The sequence below is a fragment of the Rhodovibrio sodomensis genome (assembly GCF_016583645.1).
GTDB lineage: Bacteria > Pseudomonadota > Alphaproteobacteria > Kiloniellales > Rhodovibrionaceae > Rhodovibrio > Rhodovibrio sodomensis.
The window spans coordinates 14,498-38,571 of sequence record NZ_NRRL01000039.1 but is presented as its reverse complement, the minus strand read 5'-3'; the positions used below and the strand labels follow the sequence as shown (position 1 = coordinate 38,571).

The 24,074-nt window shown below is 69.8% G+C and carries 22 protein-coding genes; 14 read left to right on the top strand and 8 right to left on the bottom strand.

All coding sequences use genetic code 11. The features are described 5' to 3' along the window. Nucleotides 1-171: 171 nt before the first annotated feature. From pyrH to lpxB, 13 genes are all read left to right on the top strand, one after another. The gene (gene pyrH / locus CKO28_RS14325; protein ID WP_200341478.1) at nucleotides 172-897 is read left to right on the top strand and encodes a UMP kinase; all 726 of its coding nucleotides are present in this window, start codon (nucleotides 172-174) and stop codon (nucleotides 895-897) included. Between the two features lie 85 nt (nucleotides 898-982). Continuing rightward, nucleotides 983-1,504 (top strand): ribosome recycling factor, encoded by a 522-nt coding sequence (frr, locus tag CKO28_RS14320; RefSeq protein ID WP_437127632.1) that lies wholly within the window; start codon nucleotides 983-985, stop codon nucleotides 1,502-1,504. A 6-nt stretch (nucleotides 1,505-1,510) separates the two neighbouring features. Then, nucleotides 1,511-2,248, top strand: a complete 738-nt coding sequence (gene uppS, locus CKO28_RS14315; protein WP_200341476.1) for an undecaprenyl pyrophosphate synthase — start codon at nucleotides 1,511-1,513, stop codon at nucleotides 2,246-2,248. A gap of 1 nt (nucleotide 2,249) precedes the next feature. Continuing rightward, nucleotides 2,250-3,062 carry a phosphatidate cytidylyltransferase gene (locus CKO28_RS14310; protein WP_338050136.1) on the top strand — a complete coding sequence of 271 codons (813 nt, stop codon included), beginning with the start codon at nucleotides 2,250-2,252 and terminating at the stop codon, nucleotides 3,060-3,062. A 36-nt stretch (nucleotides 3,063-3,098) separates the two neighbouring features. Next, a complete protein-coding gene (locus CKO28_RS14305) occupies nucleotides 3,099-4,343 on the top strand; it encodes a 1-deoxy-D-xylulose-5-phosphate reductoisomerase (RefSeq protein WP_200341474.1) in 1,245 nt (414 codons plus the stop codon). A 72-nt stretch (nucleotides 4,344-4,415) separates the two neighbouring features. Continuing rightward, nucleotides 4,416-5,528: an RIP metalloprotease RseP gene (rseP, locus tag CKO28_RS14300; protein ID WP_200341473.1), complete on the top strand. Its 1,113-nt coding sequence runs from the start codon at nucleotides 4,416-4,418 to the stop codon at nucleotides 5,526-5,528. 129 nt (nucleotides 5,529-5,657) lie between these two features. Then, a complete protein-coding gene (gene bamA / locus CKO28_RS14295; protein ID WP_338050134.1) occupies nucleotides 5,658-7,901 on the top strand; it encodes an outer membrane protein assembly factor BamA in 2,244 nt (747 codons plus the stop codon). Between the two features lie 6 nt (nucleotides 7,902-7,907). Then, the gene (locus tag CKO28_RS14290) at nucleotides 7,908-8,546 is read left to right on the top strand and encodes an OmpH/Skp family outer membrane protein (protein ID WP_200341471.1); all 639 of its coding nucleotides are present in this window, start codon (nucleotides 7,908-7,910) and stop codon (nucleotides 8,544-8,546) included. A 9-nt stretch (nucleotides 8,547-8,555) separates the two neighbouring features. Beyond that, nucleotides 8,556-9,587: a UDP-3-O-(3-hydroxymyristoyl)glucosamine N-acyltransferase gene (lpxD, locus tag CKO28_RS14285; RefSeq protein ID WP_200341470.1), complete on the top strand. Its 1,032-nt coding sequence runs from the start codon at nucleotides 8,556-8,558 to the stop codon at nucleotides 9,585-9,587. Then, the gene (fabZ, locus tag CKO28_RS14280) at nucleotides 9,580-10,050 is read left to right on the top strand and encodes a 3-hydroxyacyl-ACP dehydratase FabZ (protein ID WP_200341469.1); all 471 of its coding nucleotides are present in this window, start codon (nucleotides 9,580-9,582) and stop codon (nucleotides 10,048-10,050) included. Before lpxD ends, fabZ begins: the two co-directional genes overlap by 8 nt. Beyond that, nucleotides 10,050-10,853, top strand: coding sequence for an acyl-ACP--UDP-N-acetylglucosamine O-acyltransferase (gene lpxA, locus CKO28_RS14275; RefSeq protein WP_200341468.1), 804 nt, complete (start codon nucleotides 10,050-10,052; stop codon nucleotides 10,851-10,853). Before fabZ ends, lpxA begins: the two co-directional genes overlap by 1 nt. Then, nucleotides 10,843-11,688 carry an LpxI family protein gene (locus CKO28_RS14270; RefSeq protein WP_200341467.1) on the top strand — a complete coding sequence of 282 codons (846 nt, stop codon included), beginning with the start codon at nucleotides 10,843-10,845 and terminating at the stop codon, nucleotides 11,686-11,688. The genes lpxA and CKO28_RS14270 overlap by 11 nt, the downstream gene beginning before the upstream one ends. 75 nt (nucleotides 11,689-11,763) lie before the next feature. Beyond that, nucleotides 11,764-12,993 carry a lipid-A-disaccharide synthase gene (lpxB, locus tag CKO28_RS14265; RefSeq protein ID WP_200341466.1) on the top strand — a complete coding sequence of 410 codons (1,230 nt, stop codon included), beginning with the start codon at nucleotides 11,764-11,766 and terminating at the stop codon, nucleotides 12,991-12,993. A gap of 92 nt (nucleotides 12,994-13,085) precedes the next feature. Here the strand turns inward: lpxB and gltA are convergent, their stop codons facing one another. Together gltA and gltX are read right to left on the bottom strand one after the other, a co-directional pair. Then, entirely contained in the window at nucleotides 13,086-14,417 is a 1,332-nt protein-coding gene (gltA, locus tag CKO28_RS14260) for a citrate synthase (protein ID WP_200341465.1), read from the bottom strand. A gap of 146 nt (nucleotides 14,418-14,563) precedes the next feature. Then, nucleotides 14,564-16,000 (bottom strand): glutamate--tRNA ligase, encoded by a 1,437-nt coding sequence (gene gltX / locus CKO28_RS14255; RefSeq protein ID WP_200341464.1) that lies wholly within the window; start codon nucleotides 15,998-16,000, stop codon nucleotides 14,564-14,566. 262 nt (nucleotides 16,001-16,262) lie between these two features. Here gltX and CKO28_RS14250 point away from each other — a divergent pair, with 262 nt between their 5' ends. Further along, nucleotides 16,263-18,416, top strand: a complete 2,154-nt coding sequence (locus CKO28_RS14250) for a ComEC/Rec2 family competence protein (RefSeq protein ID WP_200341463.1) — start codon at nucleotides 16,263-16,265, stop codon at nucleotides 18,414-18,416. Between the two features lie 183 nt (nucleotides 18,417-18,599). Here CKO28_RS14250 and lexA read toward each other — a convergent pair whose 3' ends face one another. The 6 genes from lexA to CKO28_RS14220 form a co-directional block, all read right to left on the bottom strand. Beyond that, nucleotides 18,600-19,340, bottom strand: a complete 741-nt coding sequence (lexA, locus tag CKO28_RS14245) for a transcriptional repressor LexA (RefSeq protein ID WP_200341462.1) — start codon at nucleotides 19,338-19,340, stop codon at nucleotides 18,600-18,602. A gap of 418 nt (nucleotides 19,341-19,758) precedes the next feature. Further along, nucleotides 19,759-20,964, bottom strand: coding sequence for a molybdopterin molybdotransferase MoeA (locus CKO28_RS14240; RefSeq protein ID WP_200341461.1), 1,206 nt, complete (start codon nucleotides 20,962-20,964; stop codon nucleotides 19,759-19,761). Beyond that, on the bottom strand, nucleotides 20,964-21,440 hold the full coding sequence (moaC, locus tag CKO28_RS14235) for a cyclic pyranopterin monophosphate synthase MoaC (protein WP_200341460.1): 477 nt from the start codon (nucleotides 21,438-21,440) through the stop codon (nucleotides 20,964-20,966). Before moaC ends, CKO28_RS14240 begins: the two co-directional genes overlap by 1 nt. Further along, nucleotides 21,437-22,258 carry an indole-3-glycerol phosphate synthase TrpC gene (trpC, locus tag CKO28_RS14230; protein ID WP_200341459.1) on the bottom strand — a complete coding sequence of 274 codons (822 nt, stop codon included), beginning with the start codon at nucleotides 22,256-22,258 and terminating at the stop codon, nucleotides 21,437-21,439. The genes moaC and trpC overlap by 4 nt, the downstream gene beginning before the upstream one ends. Then, nucleotides 22,255-23,304 (bottom strand): anthranilate phosphoribosyltransferase, encoded by a 1,050-nt coding sequence (gene trpD / locus CKO28_RS14225; protein WP_200341458.1) that lies wholly within the window; start codon nucleotides 23,302-23,304, stop codon nucleotides 22,255-22,257. Before trpD ends, trpC begins: the two co-directional genes overlap by 4 nt. A gap of 55 nt (nucleotides 23,305-23,359) precedes the next feature. Then, a complete protein-coding gene (locus tag CKO28_RS14220; RefSeq protein WP_200341457.1) occupies nucleotides 23,360-23,941 on the bottom strand; it encodes an anthranilate synthase component II in 582 nt (193 codons plus the stop codon). Between the last annotated feature and the right edge of the window lie 133 nt (nucleotides 23,942-24,074).

Here is a 24,074-nt window from a genome sequence, read left to right as displayed (position 1 = left end):
GTGCGAACCGAAATCCGGGTCCGATCGCGGGGCCCGCGCGGGCCCCGCGATCGGACCCGGATTTCGGTTCGCACCGCGCCGGGCCGTAAGGCTAAGATGCCGCCCGCGCGTCCGCCCCGCCCGCTGGCGGGACGAGTCGCGCGCCGGACAGCGGTGGAGACGGTGACGAGCATGGCGGCGCAACCGCGCTACAAACGGGTGCTGCTCAAGATCTCCGGCGAGGCCCTGATGGGCCAGCGGGAGTACGGCTTGTGCGGCGAGACCGTGAACCGGATCGCGGGCGACATCACCGCGGTGCGCGACATGGGCGTGGAAGTCTGCGTCGTCGTCGGCGGCGGCAACATCTACCGGGGCGTCGCCGGGGCGGCGGCCGGCATGGATCGCGCGACCGGCGACTACATGGGCATGCTGGCGACCGTGATCAATTCGCTCGCCATGCAGAACGCGATCGAGAAGCAGGGCGTGCCCACCCGCGTGCAGTCGGCGATCCCGATGGAGGCGGTGTCCGAGCCCTACATCCGCCGCCGCGCGCTGCGGCACATGGAAAAGGGCCGGGTGGTGATCTTCGCCGCCGGCACCGGCAACCCGTTCTTCACCACCGATACCGCGGCCGCGCTGCGCGCCTCCGAGATGGGCTGCGACGCGCTGCTCAAGGGCACCAAGGTCGACGGCGTCTATTCCGACGATCCCTACAAGGCCGAGGGGGCGACCAAGTACGACGAGTTGTCCTACCTGCAGGTGCTCAGCCACGACCTGGGGGTGATGGACCACTCGGCGATCTCGCTCGCCCGCGAGAATCACATCCCGATCCTGGTGTTCTCCATTGTAAAGCCGGGCGGTTTCGCACAGGTGGTGGGTGGCGGCGGCCACTACACCATCGTGAAGGACGGCGCGTGACAGACGGCGCTTGAAAGACGGCGCTTGAAAGACGGGGGCTAAAACCTTGGCGGACGAGGCGAATTTCGACGACATCCAGCGGCGCATGGACGGCGCGCTGAGCTCCCTGAAGGACGACTTCAAGGGACTGCGCACCGGGCGCGCGCAGACCAGCATGCTCGAGCCGGTGAAGGTCAAGGCCTACGGCGGCGAGATGCCGCTGAGCCAGGTGGCGCACGTCAACGCGCCCGAGCCGCGCATGCTGACCGTCACGGTCTGGGACCGCTCGCTGACCACGGCGGTCGAGAAGGCGATCCGGGATTTCGGCCTGGGGCTCAACCCGCAGGCGGAAGGCCAGACCATCCGGGTGCCGGTGCCGACCCTGTCGGAGGAGCGCCGCCAGGAGATCTCCAAGGTCGCCGGCAAGTACGCCGAGCAGGCGCGGATCGCGGTACGCAACGTGCGCCGCGACGGCATGGACGCCCTTAAAAAGCAGCAAAAAGAGGGCGATATCTCGGAGGACGACTACAAGCGCTACACCGAGAAGCTGCAGAAGATGACCGACGACCACATCAAGCAGATCGACGACCTGCTGGAGCAAAAAGAACAAGAGCTGATGCAGGTCTAGCGCGTCATGGATGGCACGTCCCCGATCTCCGACAAGCCGTTGCCCCGGCACATCGCCGTCATCATGGACGGCAACGGCCGCTGGGCGCACGCGCGCGGCAAGCCGCGCACGGCCGGCCACCGCCAGGGCGCCGAAGCCGTGCGCCGGGTGGTCGAGCGGGTCGGCGAGCTGGGCGTGCCGTACCTGACGGTGTTCGGCTTCTCGGCGGAGAACTGGAAGCGCCCGGCGAGCGAGATCGAGGACCTGATGTGGCTGCTGCGCCGCTATCTGCAGAGCGAGGTGGCGGAGCTGCACAAGAACGATGTCCGCTTCCAGGTGATCGGCGACCGGTCGCGCCTGACCCACGACCTGCAGCGCCTGCTTGCCGATTCCGAAGCCTCGACCGCCGGCAACGGCCGCCTGACCTTCACGCTGGCGCTGAACTACGGCGGCCGGCAGGACATCGTCGAGGCGGCGCGCCGGCTGGCGCGCGAGGTCGCCGCCGGCACGCTCGACCCGGAGGCGATCGACGCGGAACGCTTCGGCGGCGCGCTATCGACCGCCGGCATGCCGGACCCGGACATGCTGATCCGGACCAGCGGCGAGCAGCGGATCAGCAATTTCCTGCTCTGGCAGTGCGCCTACGCCGAAATGGTGTTCCTGGACAAGCTCTGGCCCGACATGGGAAAGGACGATGTCAGCCGGGCGGTCGCGGAGTACCAGCGCCGCGAGCGCCGCTACGGCGCGGCCGTCGGTTCCCGGTGACGTGAGCGCGCTGCGCACGCGCGTCGTCTCCGCCCTGGTGATGGCACCGCTGGTGCTGGGGGCGCTCTACCTGGGCGGCGTCTATACCGACATCCTGATGATCGCGGTGGGCGCCGGCATGGCGTTCGAATGGGCGCGCCTGACCGCCGGCGGCACGCGCACGGCCGTCCTGACGGCGGCGCTTGGCGTGGGCGCCGGGATCGCGCTGTTCGCGCTCGACCGGCCGGGTTGGGCCGCCGGCGTGCTGGCGCTGGCCGCGCTCGCGGCGCCAGCGCTGGTGGGCCGCGGATCGGGTCTGCGCGGCCGAATGTGGCTGGCCGCCGGGGTGATCTACCTGGGCGCGGCCTGTCTTGGCTTTCTGGCGCTGCGCCACCGGCCGGAGGTCGGGCTGCTGCTGGTCGGCTGGCTGATCGCCGTGGTCTGGGCGACCGACATCGGCGCCTACGCCGCCGGCAAGTCGATCGGCGGGCCCAAGCTGCTCAAGCGGATCAGCCCGAACAAGACCTGGGCCGGGCTGGCCGGCGGTGTGGGCAGCGCCGCCCTGGTCAGCGCGCCGATCGCCGCGGCGCAGCCGGAGCTGGCGCGGATCACGTGGCTGCCGGGGGTGGCCGGCGTGACCGCGGCCGGGGCTGCGCTGGCGCTTGTCGCGCAGGCGGGCGACCTGCTGGAGTCCGCGCTCAAGCGCCGGGCCGGGGCGAAAGACGCCAGCGGCCTGATCCCCGGGCACGGCGGTCTGCTCGACCGTGCCGACGGGCTGGCCGCGGCCAGCCTCGTGCTGGCACTGTCGATCGGGGCGCTGGATGCAACGGCTTGAGCGCGCTGGACGCAACGGCTGAAGTAAGGAACGGCGATGGCCGGCGACGACCGCGTTCGGACTGACGACGGCCTCGACGAGGCGACCGGCCATGCCGCGGGCGAGCTGTTCGCGGGCGGGGTGCCGCGCCGTGTCACGGTGCTGGGGGCCACGGGCTCGATCGGCGGCAGCACGCTGGACCTGATCCGCCGGCATCCAGAGGCGTTCGACGTCGAGGCGCTGACCGCCCACACCAACGTCGCCGGGCTGGCGGAAGCCGCCCGCGCGACCGGGGCGCGGCTCGCCGTGATCGGCGACGCGCGGCTTTATCGCGAGCTCGAGAATGCGCTGGCGGGCACCGGGATCGAGGTCGCGGCCGGCCATCAGGCGGTCGTGGAAGCCGCGGCGCGGCCGGTCGATTGGACCATGGCCGCCATGGTCGGCGCCGCCGGCCTGGAGCCGGCGCTGGCGGTGATCCGGCGCGGCGGCACGCTGGCGCTGGCGAACAAGGAGACGCTGGTCTGCGCCGGCGCGCTGATCACCGCCGAGGTGGCCCGCTACGGCGCCACGGTCCTGCCGGTCGACAGCGAGCACAACGCGATCTTCCAGGTGCTCGACGGCGCGCGGCCGGAAACGGTGGACAAGCTGATCCTGACCGCCTCCGGCGGTCCGTTCCGAACCACCGATCCGGAGACGCTGCACGCGATCCGGCCGGAGCAGGCGGTGGCGCACCCGAACTGGGAGATGGGCGCCAAGGTGTCGGTCGACTCCGCCACCATGATGAACAAGGGCCTGGAGCTGATCGAGGCGCACCATCTGTTCCAGGTGCCCGAGGCGCGGATCGAGGTGCTGATCCATCCGCAATCGATCGTGCACTCGATGGTCGCCTACCGCGACGGGTCGGTGCTGGCGCAGATGGGCGTGCCCGACATGCGCACGCCGATCGCGCACACGCTGGCCTGGCCGATGCGCATGCGCACGCCGGTCAAGCGCCTGGACCTGGCCGAGGTTGGTCAGCTGACCTTCGAAGCCCCGGATTCCCGGCGCTTCCCGGCCCTGGGGCTGGCGCGAAAGGCCTTGCAAACCGGGGGCTGCGCGCCAACTATCCTGAACGCTGCCAACGAGGTCGCCGTCGACGCCTTCCTGGGCGGGCGGATCGGTTTCCTGGACATTCCCGGTACGGTGCAAAGCGTGCTCGCCGACCTGCCGGCCGGCCAGGTCTCGACGATCGCGGACCTCCTCGAGGTCGATCGCGACGCGCGCGCGGCGGCCTCACGCTTCACCGCGCGACGGGCCGGCTGAGCCGTGCGACGGATACGCACGACGCACCACCGGTTCCGGTTCGCCACCCGCAAGACGGCAGGTCGCTGATCCATGGACGTGCTCTTCGAATACCTGATCCCCTTCCTCGTCGTGCTGACGGTGCTCGTGTTCGTCCACGAGTGGGGGCACTACATCATCGCGCGCTGGAACGGCGTGCGGATCGAGGTGTTCTCGATCGGCTTCGGGCCGGAGATCTTCGGCTGGACCAACAAGGCGGGCACGCGCTGGAAGTTCAGCGCCGTGCCGCTGGGCGGCTACGTCAAGATGTTCGGCGACGCCAACGCGGCGAGCCAGCCCGATTCCGACTCCGCACAGCAGATGAGCGCGGACGAGCGCGCCGTCGCCTTCCCGCACAAGCGGCTGGGTCAGCGCGCGGCGATCGTGGCCGCCGGACCGATCGCCAACTTCCTGTTCGCCATCGTGACCCTGGCCGGGCTGTTCATGATCAGCGGCCAGCCGTATACCGCCCCGGTGGTCGATCAGGTGCGCGAGCAGTCCGCCGCGGCGGCGGCCGGACTGCAACCCGGCGACCGGATCGTGAAGTTGGACGGGACGTCGATCGAGCGGTTCGAGGAACTGCAGCGGATCGTGCGCTTGAGTCCGGGCGAGACCATGAGCCTGGTGGTCAAGCGCGGCGGCGAGCGGGTGCAACTGACCGCGACGCCAGAGCGCACCACGGTCACCGACTCCGTCGGCAACGAGCACACCATCGGCCTGCTGGGCGTGACCAGCAAGGGCATGGAATACAAGCGCTTCGGCCCGGTGCAGGCGGTGATCCAGGCGGGCGAGGAGACCTATGCGCTGACCACCGGCACGTTGCAGGCGGTCGGTCAGATCATCGCCGGCAACCGCAGTACCGACGAATTGGGCGGACCGATCCGGATTGCCCAGCTCTCGGGCCAGGTCGCCGATACCGGCCTGACCAATGTCGTCTGGTTCATGGCGGTGCTGTCGATCAACCTGGGGCTGATCAACCTGTTCCCGGTGCCGATGCTGGACGGCGGGCACCTGATGTTCTACGCCATCGAGGCGGTGCGCGGGCGGCCGCTGGGCGAGCGGGCACAAGAATACGGTTTCCGCATCGGCCTGGCTTTGGTATTGAGCCTGATGCTGTTCGTGACCTGGAACGATCTGGTTCAACTTCAGGTATTTTCCTACTTCTAAACCGACGAAGCCGGGGGCTGCGTGCCAGGACGGGGGACAATCAGGGGTATCGGTCGCGCTGTCGCGGCGCCGGTCGTTGTAGCAGCGATCGCGCTTAGCCTGACGGCGGCGACCGGACCCGGATCGGCGGTGCAGGCGCAATCGATCACCGACGGCGGGCGGATCGACGAGATCGTCATCCGCGGCACCCAGCGGATCGAGCCGACCACCGTACGGTCTTATCTGGAGGTCGATCCGGGCGACCGGTTCGACGCCCAGCAGCTGAACAGCTCCCTGAAGAGCCTGTACGATACCGGGCTGTTCGAGGATGTCGTGCTGTCGCGCGAAGGCGACCGGCTGATCGTCGACGTCGAGGAAAACCCGATCATCAACCGGATCGCGTTCGAGGGGAACGACGAACTCGACACCGAGACGCTGCGCCAGGAAGTCGAGCTGCGCCCGCGCGTGGTCTACACCCGCACCAAGGTGCAGAACGATGTCGACCGGCTGCTCGAGGTCTACCGACGCAACGGGTACTACGGCGCGCAGATCGAGCCCAAGCTGATCGAACTGGAGCAGAACCGCGTCAACCTCGTGTTCGAGGTCGACGAGGGGCCCGAGACGGAAGTTCGGGCGATCAACTTCGTCGGCAACGAGGCTTTCTCGGACAGCGAACTGCGCGACCAGATCGCCACGGAAGAATCGGCCTGGTGGAAATTGCTGGGCGCCAACGATACCTACGATCCGGATCGCCTGTCGTTCGACCGGGAGCAGCTTCGGCGCTTCTACCTGAGCGAGGGCTACGCCGAGTTCGAGGTTCGCAGTGCGGTGGCCGAGCTGACGCCCGACCGCCAGGCGTTCGTGATAACCTTCACGCTCAGCGAGGGCGACCGCTACACCTTCGGCGAGATCGATGTGTCCAGCTCGCTCAAGGGCCTCGATCCGGCGCAGGTCGAGGACGCGGTAACCACCGAACAGGGCGACTGGTACGACGCGAGCGCGGTCGAGGAGACGATCTCCAACCTGGAACGCGCGGTCGGCGACCTTGGCTACGCCTTCGTCGAGGTGCGTCCGCAAACCAACCGCGACCGCGAAAACGACACGATCGACGTCACCTATCAGATCCAAGAGGGACCGAAGGTGTTCGTCGAGCGTATCGAGATCACCGGTAACGTACGCACGCTCGACCGCGTGATCCGGCGCGAGTTCCAGTTGGTCGAGGGCGACGCCTTCAACGCGTCCAAGCTGCGCAGGTCGCGCGAACGCATTCAGGACCTCGGCTTCTTCAAGGAAGTCAACATCGATACCCAGCGGGTCCCGGGCGAGGCCGCGACGATCGTGAACGTCGACGTGCAGGAGCAGGCGACCGGCAGCCTCACCTTCGGCGCCGGCTTTTCCACCTCCGACGGCCCGCTGGGCGCGATCCAGCTGCGCGAGCGCAACCTGCTTGGCAAGGGACAGGACCTGCAGCTGAACCTGACGCTGTCCGGGGCGAGCCAGCGGTACGACCTGTCGTTCACCGAGCCATACTTCCTGGGTGAACCGGTGTCCGCCGGCTTCGACCTGTTCCGCACCAGCACGAGCCGTGACAACGACACCTTCGGCGGTCTGTCGAGCGACAGCCGGACCTACGACGAGACCGAGCTCGGCGGGGCGCTTAGGACCGGCTACGATCTGATCGACCGCTGGCGGCAGAACTGGCGCTACCGCTTCTCCCAGCGCACGGTCGAGAACGTCGACGACGACGCCGCGCTGATCATTCAGCGCTCGGAGGGCACGACCAACCTCTCCTCGCTTACCCATCGGCTGACGTTCAACGGCGTCAGCCAGGAAAACATGATCAGCGACGGCTTTACCGCGTTCACCGAAAACACCTTCGCCGGGCTCGGGGGCGACGTCACGTTCCTCAAGAATGTCGTCGGCGCCGACTGGTATCGGCCCGTGGTCGATAAGTGGTCGATCCACCTCGGCGGCGAGGTTGGCCACATGTTCGGGATCGGCGAGGATACCCGGATCAACGACCGCTTCTTCATCGGCAGCAACCAGGTACGCGGGTTCGACAGCTCGGGCCTGTCGCCGCGCGACAAGCCGACCGGCGACCCGATCGGCGCCAAGACGTATTATGCCGGTACCGTGGAATTGCGCTTTCCCGTCGGGTTTGGCGACGACCTGCCGATACGCGGGCGCGTCTTCGCCGATACCGGCGCCAGCTTCGGCGTGGACGGCAACCCTAACCCGGTGCAGGAGAGTGCGTCGCCGCGTGTCGCCGTCGGCGTCGGGATGAGCTGGCGCTCGCCGATCGGGCCGCTCGAACTCGACCTCGGCTTCCCGGTGGTGAAGGAAGAGTTCGACGAGGAGCAGATCTTCAAGTTCAGCTTCGGCACGTCGTTCTAGCCCGTCATGCGGTCGTTCGCTCGCCAGCGCCTTGCGCGCGTTCGCACTGTTGCCGCCAGCCTGGTCGCGGCGGCGCTGATGCTGCCCGCACCCGTCGCCGCGCAGCCCGCGGGAAGCGGTACCGGCGGGCAGGGCCAAGCCCCCGCCAGCGAAGCCCAGGCCGTGGCGCAGCGGGGCATTCGGATCGCCGTGATCGACATGCAGAAGATCATGAGCGATTCGACGGCGGTGCAGTCGATCCAGCGGCAGATCGACAAGCAGCGTCAGCAGTACCAGGCTGACCTGCAGCGCCGCGAACAGGAACTGCGCGAGGCGAACGAGGCGCTCGCGCGGGAACGCGGCGTGCTGTCGCAGGACGCCTTCCGGCAGAAGCGGCGCCGGCTGGAAGAGCAGGTGACCGAACTGCAGCGGGAGATCCAGCGCTCCAAGCGCCAGCTCGATCGCAACTACTCCCAGGCGATGCGCAAGGTGCAGGACCAACTGGTCCAGATCGTCCGCGACCTCGCCTCGCAGCAGGACATCGACATGGTGCTGGGCAAGGCCACCGTGGTGATTGTCCGGCCGCGCCTGGATCTGACGGACCGGGCGTTAAAAAGGCTCAACGCCGAACTCTCATCTGTCGACGTGCCGCCGCTGAAGCAGTAAAGCGGTGATATGGTCGATGATCGTTTTTTCCGCCGCGCGGGACCGTTCACGCTCCAGGAACTGGCCGAACTGGCGGGCGCCGAGATCGCCCAGGGCAGCGATCCGGCCCGGCGATTCAGCGGCGTCGCGCCGTTGTCGACGGCCGGGGCCGAGGACCTGAGCTTCCTGGACAATCCGCATTACGCCGAGGACTTCCGGGCCAGCGCCGCGGGCGGCTGCATCGTGGCGCCGGAGCAGGCAGGGAAGGCGCCCGCCGGGATGGCATTGTTGCTTGCCAGCAAGCCGTACCGCGGCTATGCCGCGATCGCGGCGGCGTTCCACCCCGGCGCCCGGCCGAGCGGCCAGATCGACGCCAACGCCCGGATCGGCGAGGGCGCCGAAATCGGCGAAGGCACCGAGATCGGCCCCGGGGCCGTGGTCGACGCCCGGGCGGTCGTGGGCGACCGCTGCTGGATCGCGGCCAACGCGGTGATCGGGCCGGGCGTGGTGATCGGCGACGACAGCGTCGTGGGCGCGGGCGCCACGCTCAGCCACTGTCTGATCGGGGCGCGCGTCAACGTGCACCCTGGGGTGCGGATCGGCCAGCGTGGCTTCGGCTTCGACATGTCCGACTTCCCGTTCCGGGATGTCCCGCAGCTGGGCCGGGTGATCGTCGAGGACGACGTGGAAATCGGCGCCAACACGACGATCGACCGTGGCGCCGGGCCGGATACCGTGATCGGTGCGGGCTGCAAGCTGGATAATCTGGTCCAGATCGGGCACAACGTGCGCCTTGGACGCGGCTGCGTCGTGGTCGCGCAGGCGGGAATCGCCGGCAGCACGGTGATCGAGGACTTCGTCGCGATCGGCGGGCAGGCCGGTTTGAACGGGCATTTGCGGGTCGGCAAGGGCGCCCAGATCGCCGCGCAGTCAGGGGTTGCGCGCGACGTCCAGCCCGGCGAGCGCGTCGCCGGCACGCCGGCGATGCCGGCCAAGCAGTTCTTCAGGCTGGTCGGGATCTGGCACCGCCTGCTGAAAACGAAGGGTACGAAGGATGAGTGACGAGCGGGGGGAGAGCGCCGAGATCTCGTCGGCCGGGATCATGCGGGTCATGGAGATGATCCCGCACCGCTACCCCTTCCTGATGGTCGACAAGGTGGTCGACATCCAGAAGAACGTGAAGGCGACCGGCGTTAAGAACGTGTCGATCAACGAGCCGTTCTTCCCCGGTCACTTTCCCCGTCAGCCGGTGATGCCCGGGGTCCTGATCATCGAATCGATGGCCCAGACGGCCGCCGTTCTGGTGGTCGAGACGCTGGAAGGGGAAGCCGCCGGCAAGCTGGTCTATTTCATGACGGTCGACGAGGCACGGTTCCGCAAGCCGGTGTTTCCGGGCGACGTGCTGCGGGTGCACGTCGAGAAGGTGCGCAACCGCGGCAACGTCTGGAAGTTCCGTTCCGAAGCGAAGGTCGATGACGTGCGGGTGGCGCAGGCGACCTTCTCCGCGATGATCATGGATGATTGATGTCCGAAATTCACGCCACCGCCATCGTGGATCCGTCGGCCGAGCTCGCCGACGACGTCTCGGTCGGCCCGTACAGCACGGTCGGGCCGAACGTCGTGCTCGAAGCGGGTGTGGTGATCCACAGCCACGTCGTCGTCGAAGGCCACACGCGTCTTGGTGCCGGCGTTCAGGTGTATCCCTTTGCGGCCGTCGGAACGCCCCCGCAGGACCTCAAGTACAAGGGTGAGACGTCCTGGCTGGAAGTCGGCGCCGGCACCGTCATCCGCGAGCACTGCACCCTCAACCCCGGTACAAAGGGCGACCAGTTGGTCACCTCCGTCGGCCGGAACTGCGTCCTGATGATCGGCGCGCACGTCGCTCACGACTGCCGGATCGGCGAAGGCGTGATCATGGCGAACCAGGCGACCCTGGCGGGCCATGTACAGGTCGGCGCGAACGCATTCGTCGGCGGTCTCTCGGCCGTGCATCAGTTTTGCCGGATCGGGGCCGGCGCGATGATCGGCGGCATGTCGGGGGTGGAAAACGACGTCATCCCGTATGGCCTGGTCACTGGCAACCGCGCGCGCCTGAACGGTCTCAACCTGGTCGGCCTGAAGCGGCGCGGGGTCGCGAAGTCGGACGTGCAGAAGCTGCGCGCCGCCTACGAGGATTTGTTCCATGGCGGCGAGGGCACGTTCCGCACGCGGCTCGACCGGCTCGCCCAGAAGTACGGCGACGTGCATGTCGTCGACGACCTGATCGACTTCATTCAGGCCGATTCCAGCCGGTCGCTCTGCCAGCCGCAGGCGGGGAATGCCGGGTAAACTGGGCGTCCTCGCTGGCGGCGGCCCGCTGCCCCGCCAGATCGTCGAGCATTGCCGCCGCCAGGGCCGGGAGGTGTTCGTCGTCGCCTTTCGAGGCCAGACCGACCCGGCGACCGTCGACGGCGAGGTCGCGCACCTGTGGACCCGGCTGGGCGCCGCCGGTCCCACGCTGAAGGCGCTCAGGACGGCCGGGTGCCGGGACTTGGTGATGGCGGGTCCGGTCCGCCGCCCGTCGTTCGGGGAGGTCCGGCCGGACCTCACGGCGGCGCGCTTCCTGGGCCGCCTGGGGACCCGCGCGCTCGGCGACGACGGCTTGCTGCGCGCGGTCATGGACCTGCTGGAACGCGAAGGTTTCCGGATGGTCGGCCTGCACGAGGTGCTGCCCGACGTGCTGGCCGGCGCGGGTGTGCTCGGCCGGCACGCGCCGGACGATGCGGCGTTCGCCGACATCCGGCGCGGCCTGTCGGTCGCCCACGCGCTTGGCCAGCAGGATGTCGGGCAGGCCGTGGTCGTGCAGCAGGGCATGGTTTTGGGGCTCGAGGCGATCGAGGGCACCGACCGCCTGCTCGCGCGCTGCGCCGAGCTGCGCCGGCCCGGCCCCGGCGGGGTTCTGGTCAAGATCAAGAAGCCGCAACAGGATGCACGCGCCGACCTGCCGACCATCGGCACCCGCACGGTCGAGGGCGCGCGGACGGCCGGGCTGCGCGGCATCGCGGTGAGCGCGCAGGGCGCGCTGATGGTCGACCCCGAGGATACCATCGCCGCCGCCGATGCCGCCGGCCTGTTCGTCTACGGCGTCGACGACACCGGCGTCGACGGCGCGCTTGCCGGCTAACTTCCTGAATAAAGGGCAAGATTTAGCTGAAAGGTGATCTTTCGGCAGCATGCCCCAAGCCTTAGGGATCGTTCGATGACGGGCACCACGGAGACTGCCGCGCCGCTGATCTTTCTGATCGCGGGGGAACCGTCGGGCGATCAGCTGGGTGCCCGTCTGATGGCCGAGCTCAAGGCCGAGACGCAGGGCCGCGTGCGCTTCGCCGGCGTCGGCGGCGAGCGGATGCAGGCGGAAGGGCTGCAAAGCCTGTTCCCGATGAGCGATCTGTCGGTGATGGGCTTGGCGGAGGTGCTGCCGCACCTGGCCAAGATCCTGCGCCGGATGCGCCAGACGGTCGCCGCGGCGCGCGCCGCCCGGCCGGACGCGGTGGTCACGATCGACAGCCCGTCGTTCAGCCTGCGCGTAATGCGCAAGCTGGCCGGGATCGGCTGCCCGCGGATCCACTACGTCGCCCCGCAGGTCTGGGCGTGGAAACCCTGGCGCGCCCGCACGATGGCGGGCTACCTGGACCATTTGCTGGCCCTGCTGCCGTTCGAGCCGCCGATTTTCGAGCAGCACGGCCTGGCGACCAGCTTCGTCGGCCATCCGGTGGTCGAGACGGCCGGTCGCACGTTCGATGCCGACGGCTTCCGGCGGGCCCACACAATCCCGCAGCAGGCCCCGGTGATCTGTCTGCTGCCGGGCAGCCGGAAGAGCGAGGTCAAGCGGCTGCTGCCGGTGTTCGAGGAGACCGTGGTGCGGCTCGCGGATCGGCTGCCCGACCTGCACGTCGTGCTGCCGACGGTGGCCGGGGTGGCGCGGCGGGTGCGCCGGGCGACGCGGGCTTGGCCGGTGCCGGTGACGGTCGTGACCGGGGCGGAGAACCGCTACGCGGCGTTTGCGGCCGCGCACGCCGCGATCGCGGCGTCGGGCACGGTCGCCGTCGAACTGGCGGTCGCCCAGGTGCCGGCGGTGATTGCCTACCGGGTCAACCGCGTGACCGCGTTCCTAGCGCGCCGGCTGATCCGGGTGCGCTACGTCAGCCTGCCCAACCTGGTGATGGACCGCGCGATTCAGCCGGAGATGCTGCAGCAGGACTGCACGCCCGGCAAGCTGGCCGACGCGCTGCAGCCGCTGCTGGACGACACCGAGCGCCGTGCCGCCTACGTCAGCGCCTGTCAGGAGGCCGCGCGGGCGCTGGGCGCGTTCGGCGAGCCGCCCAGCCGCAAGGCCGCCCGGATCGTGCTGCGGGAAGTCGGCGAGCACGGGCAGGGCGGAGACCATCACAATCAGATCCGCTCTCCTGCCAGTGGAGCCGGGGTATAAAAGTCGCGCTGTCGGGCGCTTCGCACAGTCCACGAAAAAGCCCCGCGCCAGGGACGGTGCGGGGCTTTTCGTCGGTTGCGTCGGCGAGAAGTTCAGTCCCGCTCGTCCTGCGGCACGAACTCGCGCGGGCCGTAGCCGGTGTAGAGCTGACGCGGCCGGCTGATCTTCTGGCCCGGATCCTCGATCATCTCCTTCCACTGGGCGACCCAGCCGACCGTGCGCGCAAGGGCGAACAGCACGGTGAACATCGACGAGGGAAAGCCCATCGCCTTCAGGATGATGCCCGAGTAGAAGTCGACGTTCGGGAACAGTTTCTTATCCACGAAGTAGGGGTCCGACAGCGCGATCCGCTCCAGTTCCATGGCGAGGTCGAGCAGCGGATCGTCGCGCTTGCCAAGCTCGTCCAGCACCTCGTGGGCGCTCTCGCGCAGCACCTGCGCGCGCGGGTCGTAGTTCTTGTAGACCCGGTGGCCGAAGCCCATCAGGCGGAACGGATCGTCCTTGTCCTTGGCGCGCTCGAGGAACTCCGGGATCCGGTCCTTGCTGCCGATCTGCTGCAGCATTTCCAGGACGGCCTGGTTCGCGCCGCCGTGCGCCGGGCCCCACAGCGATGCGATGCCGGCGGCGATGCAGGCGAACGGGTTGGCGCCGGAGGAGCCGGCGATCCGCACCGTCGAGGTCGAGGCGTTCTGCTCGTGGTCGGCGTGCAGGATGAAGATCCGGTCCATCGCGCGCGCCAGGGTCGGCGAGACCACGTACTCCTCCGCCGGCACGGCGAAGGTCATGTACAGGAAGTTCTCGGCGTAGCTGAGGTCGTTGCGCGGATAGATGAACGGCTGGCCGACCGAGAACTTGTACGCCATCGCGGCGATCGTCGGCATCTTCGCGATCAGCCGGTGCGAGGCCACCATCCGCTGGTGCGGGTCGGTGATGTCGGTCGAGTCGTGATAGAACGCCGACAGCGCACCGACCGCGCCCACCATCACCGCCATCGGATGCGCATCGCGGCGGAAGCCGCGGAAGAAGTAAAGCATCTGCTCGTGCAGCATCGTGTGGTAGGTGATGGCGCTCTCGAATTCCGTCTTTTGCGAGGAATTCGGCAGCTCGCCGTGCAGCAGCAGGTAGCACACCTCCATGAAGTCGCAGTTCTCGGCGAGATCCTGGATGGTGTAGCCACGGTGCAGCAGTTGGCCCTTGTCACCGTCGATGAAGGTGATGTCGGACTTGCAGCTCGCCGTCGAGGTGAAGCCGGGATCGTAGGTGAACGCGCCGGTCTGGGCGTAGAGCTTGCGCACGTCGTAGACGCGCGGGCCCATGTTGCCGTCCAGGATCGGCAGCTCGTAGCTTTCGCCGGTTTCGTGGTCCGTCAGGGTCGCGGTCTTCTGACCGGACGTCTGCTGGGCCGCGCCCTTGCTGTCGTTCATGGCCCTGCTTTCCGTGTAACTGTTGGAGGTAGGTACCCGCTACTCGGGCGGAAATTAGCTGCATCGCAGCATAGAAGCTAGGGGGGGTGGCGATCAACGCGCCATAGCTCCGCGCCCGTGCCGGCCGGTCGCCGGCCGCGCGCGGGTCAGTCCGCGTCCCCGGTGCCGGTGTCGCCGGTGTCGTCGGCTTCGGCCGCCGCGCGCAGGCGGGCGAGCGTTTCCTGCCGGCCCAGCACCTCCATCACCTCGAAGATCCCGGGGGAAACGGTCGAGCCGGTCAGCGCGGCCCGCAGCGGCTGTGCGACCTTGCCCAGGCCAAGGTCGAGGCCCTCGGCGAAGTCCCGGGTCTCGCTTTCCAGCAGATCCTGGTTCCAGTTGGACACCTCCGCCAATCGCTCGGCCAGCTTGCCGAGACGGGCGCGCGCGTCGTCGCTCAGCTGCTTGTCGGCCTTTGGCGTCAGCTGTTTCGGCCGCTGGACGTAGAACTGCGCGCTTTCGCTCAGATCCCGCAGCGTCTTGGCGCGCTGCTTCAGCCCGTCCATGCCGGCCAGCAGGCGGGACCGGTCGTCCCCGGTCAGCTCGCGGCCCAGCTCCGCCTCCAGGCGTTCCTGCACCAGGTCGGTCAGGCGGGTGTCGTCGGCTTGGCGCATGTAGTGGCCGTTGAAGTTGTCCAGCTTGTCGAAGTCGAACCGCGCGGCCGACTTGCCCACGCCGTCCAGGTCGAACAGCTCGATCGCTTTCTCGGTCGAGACGATCTCCAGGTCGCCGTGGCCCCAGCCCAGGCGTAGCAGGTAGTTGCGCATGGCTTCGGGCAGATAGCCCTGGTCGCGGTAGGTCTCGACGCCGACCGCGCCGTGGCGCTTGGACATCTTGGCGCCGTCGGGGCCGTGGATCAGCGGGATGTGAGCGAACGCCGGCGCCTGCCAGCCGAGCAGGGCGTACACCTTCGCCTGCTTGAACGCGTTGGTCAGGTGGTCGTCGCCCCGGATCACGTCGGTGATACCCATGTCGTAGTCGTCGACCACGACCGACAGGTTATAGGTCGGCGTCCCGTCCTGGCGCAGGATCACCATGTCGTCGAGCTGGGCGTTGTCGACCGTGACCTCGCCCTGCACCCGGTCGTTCAGCGTGGTGCTGCCGTCCTGCGGCATGCGGATGCGGATGCAGGGGGTGATGTCGTCCGGGGCTTCGGCGGGATCGCGGTCGCGCCAGCGGCCGTCGTACTTGATCGGCCGACCTTCCTTGCGCGCCTGCTCGCGCATCGCCTCCAGCTCGTCCTGGGTGGCGTAGCAGCGATAGGCGTTGCCGTCGGCGAGCAGCTGGTAGGCGACCTCGGCGTGCCGCTCCAGCCGCTTGGACTGGTAGGTCGGCGGCGCGTCCCACTCCAGGCCCAGCCACTTCAGCCCGTCCAGGATCGCCTGGATCGCCTCGGGGGTGGAGCGCTTGCGGTCGGTATCCTCGATCCGCAGCAGGAAGCTCCCGCCGTGATGGCGCGCGAACAGCCAGTTGAACAGCGCCGTGCGCGCACCGCCGATGTGCAGGTACCCGGTGGGCGAGGGCGCGAAACGGGTGACGACGCTCATTGGGCTCCTCGAAAGCGGTGTGCGTGTCGGGCGGCCGGCGCGCTGGTGCGGGCGCAAGCGGCCGCGCGCGAACGGGACGGCTTGGGCGCGCGGGTTTAGCACAGCGTGGCCGGGCGCGCCACGGGGCGCGAACCGAGCGCGTCGGACGCCCTGTCGGCTCCCCTGTGGGACCGCGCGTGGACGCCCGGGCGCCGGCGGCGGGTACACCGTCACCGCGCATCTGCTAGCATGCGATCGCGTGTGGGCGGTCGGGAGCGGGGATGTGCCGGGACGGGTGCGGGCGCGGGCAGGGCGGCAGACGGCGGCGGAAGCGGTTTACGGTCGCCTGGCGTCGCTGTGGCTTGCCCTGCAGGTGCGCCTGCTCGCGGAGCGCGCCCGCTGGGCGCTCTGGCTGCCGGTCGGCTTCGGCACTGGGATCGCCGTCTACTTCGCGTTGCCGACCGAGCCGCCCGGCTGGATCGGGCTGGTCGTCGTCGGTTTCGCCGCGCTGTACGCGCTGCAGGCGCGCGGCCGGACCTGGGTCATGCTGGGCGCGCTGGCGCTGGGGGCGGTCGGTGCCGGGTTCGGCGCCGCCCAATTGCGCACGCATCTGGTTGCCGCGCCGATCCTGCACGCGGAGCACGGGCCCGCCCGGGTGCACGCGACTGTGCTCGAGGTCGAGCCGCGGGAGACCGGCCATCGTCTGCGTCTGGGCAATCCGCAGGTCGCGCGGCTCGACCCGGCCGACACGCCGGCGGTGGTGCGCGTCACCGTCTCCGCCGGGGCGCCCGACGTCCTGCCGGGCGACCGGGTGCGGCTGCTGGCGGTGCTGTCGCCGCCGCCGGAGCCGGCGGCCCCGGGGGCGTACGACTTCGCCCGGCGGGCCTATTTCGAGCGGCTCGGAGCGGTTGGCTTCGCACTCGGCCGGGTCGAGCGGCTCGCCCGCGCCCCGGGCGCGGGGCCGAACGCCTGGGACCTGTGGTGGGCCGAACGGCGGCAGACGATCGCAAGCCACGTGCGCGCCGCCGTGCCTGGGCGCTCGGGCACGGTCGCGGCGGCCCTGATGACCGGGGAGCGCGGCGCGATCCCGGACGCCGTGCTGCAGGCGATGCGGGACTCGGGGCTGGCGCACCTGCTGGCGATCTCCGGCCTGCACGTCGGCCTGATCGCGGGGCTGGTGTTCTTCGCCGTGCGGGCGGCGATCGCGCTGGTGCCGCCGCTTGCGGTGCGGGTGCAGGCGAAAAAGTGGGCGGCGCTCGCCGCCGCCATCGCGGGCTTCTGCTACCTCTGGCTGGTCGGCGCGACCGTGCCGACCCAGCGCGCCTTCCTGATGCTGGCGCTGGTGCTGCTCGCGGTCGCGCTCGACCGCAGCGCGCTCAGCATGCGCCTGGTCGCCTGGGCGGCGTTCGTCGTGCTGCTGCTGCACCCGGAAAGCCTGACCGGCGCGTCGTTCCAGATGTCGTTCGCCGCCGCGATGGGCCTGGTGGCGACCTACGAGGTGGTGCGCACGCGCAGTTTCGGGCGGACCAGCGCGCTTGGCCTGCCCGCGCGGATCGCGCTCTACGCCGGCGGCGTGGCGCTGACCAGCGTGATCGCGATCCTGGCAACCGGGCCGTTCGCGGTGTTCCACTTCAACCGGCTCGCGCTGTACGGGCTGGCGGCGAACCTGGTCGCGGTGCCGCTGACCGCGTTCTGGATCATGCCGGCCGCGCTCATCGCGTTCACGCTGATGCCGCTGGGGCTCGACGGGCCGGTGCTGAGCATCATGGGCTGGGGGGTCGCCGGCATGCTGGCGACGGCGGAAACGGTCGCCGGCTGGCCGGGATCGGTGGTCGTGCTGCCGTCGCCCAGCCTGCCGGCCCTTGCGCTGATGGTCGCCGGCGGTCTGTGGCTATGCCTGTGGCGAACGCGCTGGCGGCTCTGGGGCCTGGCGGCGGTCGCGGCCGGCTGCCTCAGCGTGCCGCTCACCGCGCGGCCCGATCTGTTGGTGACCGGCGACGCCCGCCTGATCGGCGTGCGCGCGGCCGACGGCGACCTGTGGGTCAGCACGCAGCGCCGGGAGCGGTTCAGCCGCGATGTCTGGCAGCGCCGCCTGGGGACCCAGCAGGTGCACACCTGGCCGCCCTGGGGGCTGGCCGACGGGGCGGCGCTGAGCTGCGATCCGCTCGCCTGTCTGTTCCGGAAGCACGGGCTGACGGTGGCCCTGGTCCGCGACGGACGGGCGCTCGCCGAGGACTGCCGGATGGCCGATGTCGTGGTCGCGGTGCTGCCGGTGCGCCGGACCCGCTGCGCTCGACCGGCGGTCGTGATCGACCGTTTCGACCTGTGGCGCGACGGCGCCCACACCATCTACCTTGCGCGCGACGGGCCCAGGGTCGACAGCGTCCGGGCGCACCGCGGCCGCCGCCCCTGGGTCCGCCAGCGCGGACGGGACTAGCCTCGGGTCGCGGCGTGCGGACATCCCCGACATTCGAACAACCGCCGGCCGGGTCGCGATCGGGTCGGAGCAGAGCCCGTCGCCGGGGCGCACGCCCGTTCGGCTTTCTGCGATTTTGCTCTAACTGCTTGAAAAGAGGCCAAGAGTCAGCTGCGAGGTGGCTTCACCTTTCAGCATCTTGCTCTAGTGGTAGCGGCGCAGCAGGGCGACCAGACGGCCCTGCACCTTGACCCGTTCGGGCGGGTAGATGCGGGTTTCGTAGCCGGCGTTCGCGGGCTCCAGCGCGATCGAGTAGCCGCGCCGGCGGATCCGCTTCAGGGTGGCCTCCTCGCCGTCGACCAGGGCGACCACGATCGACCCGGGCTCCGCGTGCTCGCCGCGCCGGATGACCACCGTGTCGCCGTCGTGGATGCCCGCCTCGATCATCGAATCGCCGTCGACTTCCAGGCAGTAATGTTCGCCGTCCCCGATCATGCTGGGCGGAATTTCGACGAACGCGCTTTCGTCGCGCAGGGCCTCGATCGGCGTGCCGGCGGCGATCCGGCCGAACAGGGGCAGGTGCAGGCGCTGCGCGTCCGCCCCGGGGTCCGGCACGGTCGGCGCGCGGAAGTTCGCCTGCACCACGTTGCTGCCGGCCGGCGACGCGCCGGCACCGGGCTGCGGGGTGCCCGGACCGGTCTGCGGGCCGTCGCCGGCGTGCGCCGACGGCTCGCCCGGCAGGCGCAGCACCTCCAGCGCCCGGGCGCGATGCGGCAGGCGCCGGATGAAGCCGCGCTCCTCCAGTCCGCTGATCAGACGGTGGATCCCGGACTTGGACTTGAGGTTGAGCGCTTCCTTCATCTCGTCGAACGAGGGCGAGACGCCGTGTTCGCCGAGATGCTTGTGGATATACAGCAGCAGTTCGTGTTGTTTGCGCGTCAGCATGTTGGCATCCGCTTCGCTGTTTTGCCCCCCGAGGCTGCCCGTCCTCCGCACCGGCCGGCGCCCGGAACGACACCCGGATGCAGCCTGTCCACCCGTGAATCCGAACCACCGGGGCGCCCGGTCGCGCCGCGACGGTGGGCCGGGAAATCCCGACGGCGCCTGAGGAGCGCCCCGGTAGCGCGGAACAAAGCATCAACTCGACGCCGTGTTCTACTTTGGTTCCAGCGTGTCGTCAACCGGTTTTCGCGCGCGACGATTTGCTTGTCACGCAGAAGGTGCACCCGCAAGGCCGCTCGACCCCACCCGACCCTAGGGCAAGATGCTGAAAGGTGGCTCACCTGTCAGCTGAAACTTGTCCTATATTCAACAAGTTAGAGCTACATGGTCGAAGGCCGTTTCGACCTTCAGGCATGTAGCTCTAGACCCCGGCGTCGAACGGGACGACCTCGACCGCGCCGCCGGCGGGCAGGGCGGGGGCGTGCGGCGCGCGCACCAGCAGGCCGTCGGCCTGGGCCAGCCGGCTCAGCATCGAGCTGTCCTGCCGGTCGAACGGTGTTGCGATTCGGTTGCCATCGCCGTCCAGCGTCAGGGTGCAGCGCATGTAGTCCTGGCGCGGCCCGTTGTCGCCCAGGTCGCGGCCGGCCAGAGCGGGCAGCCGCGGCTCCGCCGGCGCGTCGCGGCCCAGCATCCGGTCGATCGCCGGGCGCACGAACAGGGTCGAGCAGACCATGCCGGAGACCGGGTTACCGGGCAGGCCCAGCACCGCGGTCCCGCGCAGGTCGGCCAGCATCAGCGGCTTACCGGGGCGCATGGCGATCTTCCAGAAGCCAAGGTCGGCGCCCAGGTCGCGCAGCACCGCCTGGACCAGGTCGTGCTCGCCCACGCTGACGCCGCCGCTGGTCAGCAGCAGGTCGGCGTGCAGCGCGCCTTCCAGCACCTCCCGCAGGCCCGCCTTGGTGTCGGGCGCGACGCCGAGGTGCAGCGGCGCGCCGCCGCACGCCTCGACAAACGCCGACAGCCCGTAACCGTTGGAGCTGACAATCTGGCTGGGCCCCAGCTCCTCGCCGGGCAGCACGACCTCGTTGCCGGTCGACAGCACCGCCACCCGCGGCTTGCGCCGGACCGACAGCCACGGCCGGTTCATCGCCGCCGCCAGGCCGACGTCGCGCGCGCTCAACCGGCGGCCGGCGGCGAGCCCGACACTGCCGGCCTGGAAGTCGAGCCCGGCCGGCCGGACCCAGCGCCCGGCGGGCTCGGCCTGCTCGACCGTCACGCGGTCGCCGTCGCGCGCGGCGTTCTCCTGGATCACGATCGTGTCCGCGCCGTCGGGCAGCGGCGCCCCGGTGAAGATCCGTACCGCGGCCCCGGGCGGGAGCCGGCGGTCGAAATCGCCGCCGGCCGGGATCTCGCCGACGATTTGAAGGGTCACGGGCGCGCGCGCGAGATCGGCCGCGCGCACGGCGTAGCCGTCCATCGCGGAGACATCGCGCGGCGGCTGGGTGACGCGCGCGGTTACGTCCTGCGCCAGCACGCGCCCGAACGCCCGGTCGACGCTCACCACCTCCGCGGGCAGCGGCTCGAAGGCCGCCAGGATCTGGGCGCGCGCGTCTTCGACCGTGAGCATCAGGCCGCCTCGTAAGTCCCCGATTTGCCGCCCGACTTGTGGGTCACCCGCAGGTCGGTGATGGTCATCGCCTTATCCACCGCCTTGCACATGTCGTAGACCGTGAGCGCGGCGACGGAGCAGGCGGTCAGCGCCTCCATCTCCACCCCGGTCTTGCCGGCGATCTTGCAGGTCGCGGCGATTTCGACCGCCGGTATGTCCAGGGCGAGGGCCAACTCGACCTCGACGCTGGACAGGCTGAGTGGATGGCACAGCGGGATCAGGTCGGGCGTGCGCTTGGCGCCCATGATCCCGGCGAGCCGCGCGACCGACAGCACGTCGCCCTTCTTGACGCCGCCCTCGCGGATCAGCCGGGCGGTCTGCTCGGCCATCGTCACGCGCGCCTTGGCGGTGGCGGTGCGCGCGCTCTCGTCCTTGGCGGTGACGTCGACCATGCGCGCGTTGCCGCGTTCGTCGAAGTGGGTGAAGTCGCTCATGGCGCGGCTCCGGCCGGCTTCGCCGCGGCGCGGCCGAACAGGGCGGCGGTCGCCTGCTGAACGTTGGGCTGGCGCATCAGGCTTTCCCCGATCAGGAAGGCGCGCGCGCCGTGACCGGTCATGCCGAGCAGGTCGTCGCGGGTGAACAGGCCGCTTTCGCAGATCATCATCCGGTCGGACGGCAGCCGCGGGCCGAGCCGACGACTGGTCTCAAGATCGACGTCCAAGGTCTTGAGATTGCGGTTATTGACCCCGATCATCGGACTGTCGAGCTGGAGCGCGCGGTCGAGTTCGTCGTCGCCGTGCACCTCGACCAGCACGTCCATGCCGAGGTCCTGCGCGGCCGTTTCCAGCTCGGCCGCCTGCGCGTCGGACAGGGCGGCCAGGATCAGCAGCACGCAGTCCGCGCCGAGCGCCCGGCTCTCGACGATCTGGTAGGGCTCCAGCATGAAGTCCTTGCGCAGGACCGGCAGCTCGACGGCCGCGCGCGCCGCCTCCAGGTAGGCATCCGCGCCCTGGAAGTACGGCCCGTCGGTCAGCACCGACAGGCACGCCGCACCGCCGTCGCGGTAGGCGCGGGCGATCCAGGGCGGATCGAAGTCTTCCCGGATCAGGCCCTTCGACGGCGAGGCTTTCTTCACTTCCGCGATCAAGCCGAAGCCGTCGCGCGCCGCGCCGTCGCACAGCGCACGGTGGAAGCCGCGCGGCCTGTCCCGGTCGCGGGCGCGCGCGTCCAGATCGGCCAAGGGCGTCTGGCGCTTGCGCGCCGCGACCTCCGCCGCCTTGGTGGCGCAGATCCGGGCCAGCACGTCGCTCATGCCTTGGCCTTTCCGTGCGGGGCGGCGTTGGTGATCTCGACCAGCCGGTCGAGCACCCGTTGCGCATGCCCGCCGTCGATCGACGCGGCCGCCATTTCCGCGCCCTGCTTCAGGTCGCGTGCCTTGTCGGCGACGACCAGCGAGCCCGCGGCGGTGTAGACCACGATGTCCCGGAACGGCCCGTGCTCGCCCGCCAGCATGGCGCGCATCACCCGCGCGTTCTGCTCGGCGTCGCCGCCCAGCAGGTCGTCCAGCTTGGCGCGCCTCAGCCCGGCATCCTCCGGGCCGACCTCTAAGGTCGTGACCTGGCCGTCCTTCAGTTCGGCGACAAGGCTCTGGCCCGTGGTGGACAGTTCGTCCAGCCCGTCGGCGCCGTGGACCACCCAGGCGCGCTCGTGCCCCAGGTTCTTCAGCACCCGGGCCAGCGGTTCGACCCAGTCGGGCGAGAACACCCCGATCATCTGGCGTTTCACGCGGGCCGGGTTGGACAGCGGGCCCAGCAGGTTGAACAGCGTGCGCGTGCCCAGCTCCTTGCGCGTTGGGCCGACGTGGCGCATCGCGCTGTGGTGGCGCGGGGCCAGCAGGAAGCAGGTGCCGGCCTCGTTCAGCGCGCGCTTCACCAGCTCGGTGTCGGCCTCGACCTCGACGCCGAGCGCCGCCAGCACGTCCGCCGCGCCGGACTTGGAGGACATCGCGCGGTTGCCGTGCTTGGCGACCGGTACACCGCAGCCGGCGACCACGAAGGCGGCGGCGGTGGAGACGTTGTAGGTACCCTTGCCGTCGCCGCCGGTGCCGCAGGTGTCGATCGCGCCCGGCGGGGCGTCGATCGTGGTCATCTTGGCGCGCATGGCGCGCGCCGCGCCGGTGATCTCGTCGACGCTTTCGCCGCGCACCCTGAGCGCCATCAGGAAGCCGCCCATCTGGCTTGGCGTGGCGTTGCCCGACATGATGATGCCGAACGCCTGCTCGGCCTGCGCCGCGCTCAGCCCGGCGCCGCCGGCCACCGTGGCGATCAGGCCCTTCAGGTCGGTCATGTCGCCGGTCATGCAGCGTCCTCTCGCGCGTCGTGTCGGCAGGTCGAGACGGTTTCGCCCGGGCGGTCTAACCGTTGTGGCCCGCCTCGGCCAGGAAGTTGCGGAGCAGGTGGTGGCCGTGCTCGCTGGCGATGCTTTCCGGATGGAACTGCACGCCGTGGATCGGCCGGCTGCGATGCCGGCAGCCCATGACCACGCCGTCGTCGGCCTCCGCGACCACCTCCAGCGTCTGCTCCGGCCAGCCGTCGCGGTCGACGATCAGGGAGTGGTAGCGGGTCGCCTGCATCGGGCTGGGCAGGTCGCGGAACACACCGCCCTGCGTGTGCCGGATCTCGCTCACCTTGCCGTGCATGGGCACGGTCGCGCGGCCGATCTTGCCGCCGAAAACCTGACCGATCGCCTGATGTCCGAGGCAGACGCCCAGAATCGGCAGGCTGTCCTTGGCCTTGTCGATCAGCTCCAGGCAGATGCCCGCGCGGTCCGGGTCGCACGGCCCGGGGGAGATCACGATCCCCTGGGGGTGCCGGGCCAGCGCCTCGTCGGCCGTCAGCGCGTCGTTGCGCACCACCTCGACCTCCGCGCCGAGTTCGCCGAGGTAGTGGTAGAGATTGTAGGTGAAGCTGTCGTAGTTATCGATCAGCAGAAACATGTCAGTGACTTATCGCCCGGCGTTGAGGTTCCGGCGGCGGCGCCGGGAACGGCCGCCTTATAGCAGCAGGAACCCGGGCACGGAAGCAAGCCCGAGGATCGTCACCAGTTGCCCTTGACCTTCCAGTGACTGG